2 rRNA genes are annotated in these 5,197 nt (G+C 56.7%); both read right to left on the minus strand.

Annotation, left to right across the window (positions count from 1 at the left end):
• Positions 1–22: 22 nt before the first annotated feature.
• Positions 23–3,147, minus strand: a 23S ribosomal RNA gene (locus ABZ441_RS33385).
• A gap of 298 nt (positions 3,148–3,445) precedes the next feature.
• A 16S ribosomal RNA gene (locus tag ABZ441_RS33390) occupies positions 3,446–4,971 on the minus strand.
• Together the 16S and 23S rRNA genes form the textbook arrangement of a ribosomal RNA operon.
• Between the last annotated feature and the right edge of the window lie 226 nt (positions 4,972–5,197).

Consider the following 5,197-nt stretch of genomic DNA (forward strand, 5'->3'; position numbering starts at 1 on the left):
AACACAGTGGACGCGAGCAACTGAGGACAAGCCCTCGGCCTATTAGTACCAGTCAGCTCCACCCGTTACCGGGCTTCCACATCTGGCCTATCAACCCAGTCGTCTACTGGGAGCCTTAACCACTCAAGGTGGTGGGAATACTCATCTCGAAGCAGGCTTCCCGCTTAGATGCTTTCAGCGGTTATCCTTTCCGAACGTAGCCAACCAGCCATGCCCTTGGCAGGACAACTGGCACACCAGAGGTTCGTCCGTCCCGGTCCTCTCGTACTAGGGACAGCCCTTCTCAATATTCCTACGCGCACAGCGGATAGGGACCGAACTGTCTCACGACGTTCTAAACCCAGCTCGCGTACCGCTTTAATGGGCGAACAGCCCAACCCTTGGGACCGACTCCAGCCCCAGGATGCGACGAGCCGACATCGAGGTGCCAAACCATCCCGTCGATATGGACTCTTGGGGAAGATCAGCCTGTTATCCCCGGGGTACCTTTTATCCGTTGAGCGACAGCGCTTCCACAAGCCACTGCCGGATCACTAGTCCCGACTTTCGTCCCTGCTCGACCCGTCGGTCTCACAGTCAAGCTCCCTTGTGCACTTACACTCAACACCTGATTGCCAACCAGGCTGAGGGAACCTTTGGGCGCCTCCGTTACTCTTTAGGAGGCAACCGCCCCAGTTAAACTACCCATCAGACACTGTCCCTGATCCGGATCACGGACCCAGGTTAGACATCCAGCACGACCAGAGTGGTATTTCAACGGCGACTCCACAACCACTGGCGTGGCTGCTTCAAAGTCTCCCACCTATCCTACACAAGCCGAACCGAACACCAATATCAAACTATAGTAAAGGTCCCGGGGTCTTTCCGTCCTGCTGCGCGAAACGAGCATCTTTACTCGTAGTGCAATTTCACCGGGCCTATGGTTGAGACAGTCGAGAAGTCGTTACGCCATTCGTGCAGGTCGGAACTTACCCGACAAGGAATTTCGCTACCTTAGGATGGTTATAGTTACCACCGCCGTTTACTGGCGCTTAAGTTCTCAGCTTCGCACACCCGAAAGTGCACTAACCGGTCCCCTTAACGTTCCAGCACCGGGCAGGCGTCAGTCCGTATACATCGCCTTACGGCTTCGCACGGACCTGTGTTTTTAGTAAACAGTCGCTTCTCGCTGGTCTCTGCGGCCACCCCCAGCTCACCGAGTAAATCGGATCACCAGTGATGGCCCCCCTTCTCCCGAAGTTACGGGGGCATTTTGCCGAGTTCCTTAACCATAGTTCACCCGAACGCCTCGGTATTCTCTACCTGACTACCTGAGTCGGTTTAGGGTACGGGCCGCCATGAAACTCGCTAGAGGCTTTTCTCGACAGCATAGGATCATCCACTTCACCACAATCGGCTCGGCATCAGGTCTCAGCCTTAACGTGTGACGGATTTACCTACCACACGGCCTACACCCTTACCCCGGGACTACCACCGCCCGGGCTGGACTACCTTCCTGCGTCACCCCATCGCTTACCTAATACAAGTCTGGTTCGTCGGCTCCACCACTACCCTCAACTCCGAAGAGATCGGGCCGGCTTCACGGACTTAGCATCGCCTGATTCAGTATTGGGCGTTTCAAAGCGGGTACCGGAATATCAACCGGTTGTCCATCGACTACGCCTGTCGGCCTCGCCTTAGGTCCCGACTTACCCTGGGCAGATCAGCTTGACCCAGGAACCCTTAGTCAATCGGCGCACACGTTTCTCACGTGTGTATCGCTACTCATGCCTGCATTCTCACTCGTGAACCGTCCACAACTCGCTTCCGCGGCTGCTTCACCCGGCACACGACGCTCCCCTACCCATCCATACTCCCGTTGGGGATATGTGTATGAATGACACGACTTCGGCGGTACGCTTGAGCCCCGCTACATTGTCGGCGCGGAATCACTTGACCAGTGAGCTATTACGCACTCTTTCAAGGGTGGCTGCTTCTAAGCCAACCTCCTGGTTGTCTCTGCGACTCCACATCCTTTCCCACTTAGCGTACGCTTAGGGGCCTTAGTCGATGCTCTGGGCTGTTTCCCTCTCGACCATGGAGCTTATCCCCCACAGTCTCACTGCCGTGCTCTCACTTACCGGCATTCGGAGTTTGGCTAAGGTCAGTAACCCGGTAGGGCCCATCGCCTATCCAGTGCTCTACCTCCGGCAAGAAACACACGACGCTGCACCTAAATGCATTTCGGGGAGAACCAGCTATCACGGAGTTTGATTGGCCTTTCACCCCTAACCACAGGTCATCCCCCAGGTTTTCAACCCTGGTGGGTTCGGTCCTCCACGAAGTCTTACCTCCGCTTCAACCTGCCCATGGCTAGATCACTCCGCTTCGGGTCTAGAGCGTGCAACTCAATCGCCCTATTCGGACTCGCTTTCGCTACGGCTTCCCCACACGGGTTAACCTCGCTACACACCGCTAACTCGCAGGCTCATTCTTCAAAAGGCACGCAGTCACGACTGCATGTGCAAGCACATACAGCGACGCTCCCACGGCTTGTAGGCACACGGTTTCAGGTACTATTTCACTCCGCTCCCGCGGTACTTTTCACCATTCCCTCACGGTACTATCCGCTATCGGTCACCAGGGAATATTTAGGCTTAGCGGGTGGTCCCGCCAGATTCACACGGGATTTCTCGGGCCCCGTGCTACTTGGGTGTCTCTCAAACGAGCCGTTGATGTTTCAGCTACGGGGGTCTTACCCTCTACGCCGGACCTTTCGCATGTCCTTCGCCTACACCAACGGTTTCTGACTCGTCTCACAGCCGGCAGACTGTGAAAGAGAGATCCCACAACCCCGTATGCGCAACCCCTGCCGGGTATCACACGCATACGGTTTGGCCTCATCCAGTTTCGCTCGCCACTACTCCCGGAATCACGGTTGTTTTCTCTTCCTGCGGGTACTGAGATGTTTCACTTCCCCGCGTTCCCTCCACACTGCCTATGTGTTCAGCAGCGGGTGACAGCCCATGACGACTGCCGGGTTTCCCCATTCGGAAACCCCCGGATCAAAGCTTGGTTGACAGCTCCCCGGGGACTATCGTGGCCTCCCACGTCCTTCATCGGTTCCTGGTGCCAAGGCATCCACCGTGCGCCCTTAAAAACTTGGCCACAGATGCTCGCGTCCACTGTGCAGTTCTCAAACAACGACCAGCCACCCATCACCCCACCCTTACAGGTGAGTGCACTGGGGCCGGCAACCGAAGGCAGCCATACGGCCATACCTTCAGATACCCAACAGCGTGCCCGACCCGATCAACCCGTTTCCATTTTCCACGCCGAAGCAGTACTCACAAAAACTTGCTCATCGTGCCGAATAGTCAACGTTCCACCCTTGAGCAACCACCGTCGAACATTTGCCGACGAAATGGTCTCTGGATTCCCCGAAGAGAACCAAGATGCTCCTTAGAAAGGAGGTGATCCAGCCGCACCTTCCGGTACGGCTACCTTGTTACGACTTCGTCCCAATCGCCAGTCCCACCTTCGACAGCTCCCTCCCACAAGGGGTTGGGCCACCGGCTTCGGGTGTTACCGACTTTCGTGACGTGACGGGCGGTGTGTACAAGGCCCGGGAACGTATTCACCGCAGCAATGCTGATCTGCGATTACTAGCAACTCCGACTTCATGGGGTCGAGTTGCAGACCCCAATCCGAACTGAGACCGGCTTTTTGAGATTCGCTCCGCCTCGCGGCATCGCAGCTCATTGTACCGGCCATTGTAGCACGTGTGCAGCCCAAGACATAAGGGGCATGATGACTTGACGTCGTCCCCACCTTCCTCCGAGTTGACCCCGGCAGTCTCCTGTGAGTCCCCATCACCCCGAAGGGCATGCTGGCAACACAGAACAAGGGTTGCGCTCGTTGCGGGACTTAACCCAACATCTCACGACACGAGCTGACGACAGCCATGCACCACCTGTATACCGACCACAAGGGGGGCACCATCTCTGATGCTTTCCGGTATATGTCAAGCCTTGGTAAGGTTCTTCGCGTTGCGTCGAATTAAGCCACATGCTCCGCTGCTTGTGCGGGCCCCCGTCAATTCCTTTGAGTTTTAGCCTTGCGGCCGTACTCCCCAGGCGGGGAACTTAATGCGTTAGCTGCGGCACCGACGACGTGGAATGTCGCCAACACCTAGTTCCCAACGTTTACGGCGTGGACTACCAGGGTATCTAATCCTGTTCGCTCCCCACGCTTTCGCTCCTCAGCGTCAGTAATGGCCCAGAGATCCGCCTTCGCCACCGGTGTTCCTCCTGATATCTGCGCATTTCACCGCTACACCAGGAATTCCGATCTCCCCTACCACACTCTAGCTAGCCCGTATCGAATGCAGACTCGGGGTTAAGCCCCGAGCTTTCACATCCGACGTGACAAGCCGCCTACGAGCTCTTTACGCCCAATAATTCCGGACAACGCTCGCACCCTACGTATTACCGCGGCTGCTGGCACGTAGTTAGCCGGTGCTTCTTCTGCAGGTACCGTCACTTTCGCTTCTTCCCTGCTGAAAGAGGTTTACAACCCGAAGGCCGTCATCCCTCACGCGGCGTCGCTGCATCAGGCTTTCGCCCATTGTGCAATATTCCCCACTGCTGCCTCCCGTAGGAGTCTGGGCCGTGTCTCAGTCCCAGTGTGGCCGGTCGCCCTCTCAGGCCGGCTACCCGTCGTCGCCTTGGTAGGCCATTACCCCACCAACAAGCTGATAGGCCGCGGGCTCATCCTTCACCGCCGGAGCTTTTAACCCCGCCCCATGAGGGACAGAGTGTTATCCGGTATTAGACCCCGTTTCCAGGGCTTGTCCCAGAGTGAAGGGCAGATTGCCCACGTGTTACTCACCCGTTCGCCACTAATCCACCCCGAAGGGCTTCATCGTTCGACTTGCATGTGTTAAGCACGCCGCCAGCGTTCGTCCTGAGCCAGGATCAAACTCTCCATGAATGTTTTCCCGTAATCGGGAGAGCACCATAGAAGAGCGGGACAACCAACCGGAATAGGGTTGGCAATCCACTGCGTCCTCGCTGATGTTGCCTACCCACCACATGGGCCGGTAGGACTTCAAAGGAACCACCAACCCACCGAAGTGGGCCGGGGTATCAACATATTTGGCGTTGACTTTTGGCACGCTGTTGAGTTCTCAAGGAACGGACGCTTCCTTCGGTCCCGT

It is taken from the genome of Streptomyces sp. NPDC005752 (assembly GCF_040630715.1).
Taxonomy (GTDB): Bacteria; Actinomycetota; Actinomycetes; order Streptomycetales; family Streptomycetaceae; genus Streptomyces.